Origin of the sequence: Streptomyces sp. WAC05292 (assembly GCF_003949955.1) — a bacterium.
GTDB lineage: Bacteria > Actinomycetota > Actinomycetes > Streptomycetales > Streptomycetaceae > Streptomyces > Streptomyces globosus.
Genome location: NZ_RPSE01000698.1, coordinates 1 through 1,528, shown reverse-complemented (window position 1 = coordinate 1,528; position 1,528 = coordinate 1). Strand labels below are relative to the sequence as shown.

1 protein-coding gene is annotated in these 1,528 nt (G+C 73.8%); it reads left to right on the top strand.

The genetic code is table 11. From position 1 onward, the window contains the following. Positions 1-235: 235 nt before the first annotated feature. Entirely contained in the window at positions 236-1,504 is a 1,269-nt protein-coding gene (glyA, locus tag EF903_RS32475) for a serine hydroxymethyltransferase (RefSeq protein WP_125548519.1), read from the top strand. The last annotated feature ends 24 nt before the right edge of the window (positions 1,505-1,528 follow it).

Below are 1,528 nucleotides of genomic sequence, written 5' to 3'. Positions count from 1 at the left end.
GGGGAGGGCCGCGGGGTGCCGGCCCCGAACCCGTCCTCCGTACACCGGTATACGTCGCTCGTATAACGGACGCGGAAACCTCCCGGAGGAAGCGGCGGCTAAGGTGGGCGGTACGCACGGCGACTGGCGCACGGGGAACGGACTCCGGGGGAGTCGTGCGCGCACGACCGCACACAGGGCCGCCCGCCTGGGCCTCGCGGGGACGAGATCCGACATCGACCCCGGAGGAGCCGCCGTGACCGCGCCCCGCCATCCCGCCCTGACCGCGACCGACCCCGAGCTCGCCTCGTTCGTCGCCGCCGAGGAAGACCTCCAGGCACGGACCCTGCGCCTGATCCCCAGCGAGAACTACGTGTCGGCGGCCGTGCTGGAGGCCTCCGGCACCGTGCTGCAGAACAAGTACAGCGAGGGCTACCCGGGCCGCCGCTACTACGAGGGCCAGCAGAACATCGACCGCGTCGAGGCGCTGGCCGTCGAGCGGGCGAAGGGCCTGTTCGGCGTCGACCACGCCAACGTCCAGCCGTACTCCGGCTCGCCCGCCAACCTCGCCGTCTACCTGGCCTTCGCCAAGCCCGGCGACACGGTGATGGGCATGGCGCTGCCGATGGGTGGCCACCTGACGCACGGCTGGGGGGTCTCCGCGACCGGCTCCTGGTTCCGCGGCGTCCAGTACGGCGTGTCCGCGGACACCGGCCTGATCGACTACGACGCCGTCCGCGACCTCGCCCTCGCCGAACGCCCGAAGATCATCTTCTGTGGCGGCACCGCCCTGCCCCGCACCATCGACTTCGCGGCCTTCGCCTCGATCGCCGAGGAGGCCGGCTCCGTCCTCGTCGCGGACGTCGCCCACATCGCCGGCCTCATCGCCGGCGGCGCCCACCCCTCCCCGGTCGGCCACGTCGACGTGGTGTCCACCACCACCCACAAGACGCTGCGCGGCCCGCGCGGCGCGATGCTGATGTGCCGCGAGGAGCACGCCAAGGCCATCGACAAGGCCGTCTTCCCCGGCCTCCAGGGCGGCCCCCACAACCAGACCACCGCCGGCATCGCCGTCGCCCTGCACGAGGCGGCCCAGCCCGCCTTCACCCGCTACGCGCACGCCGTCGTCGCCAACGCCAAGGCCCTCGCGCAGGCCCTCCTGGAGCGGGGCTTCGACCTCGTCTCCGGCGGCACCGACAACCACCTCGTCCTGATCGACCTCACCGGCAAGGGGGTCCCCGGCAAGACCGCCGCCAAGGCCCTCGACCGGGCCGGCATCGTCGTGAACTACAACACGGTGCCCTTCGACCCGCGCAAGCCGTTCGACCCCTCCGGCATCCGCATCGGCACCCCCTCGCTGACCTCCCGCGGCCTGGGCACCGGGCACATGCCGCAGGTCGCCGAGTGGATCTCCCGCGCGGTCGGTGCCGCCGCGGCCGGGGACGAGCCGGCGCTCGCCGCGATCCGCGCCGAGGTCGCCGACCTCATGGCCGCCCACCCCGCCCCCGGCCTGCCGGTGGCCTGACCGCACAGGGGCCCGCAACCGGCC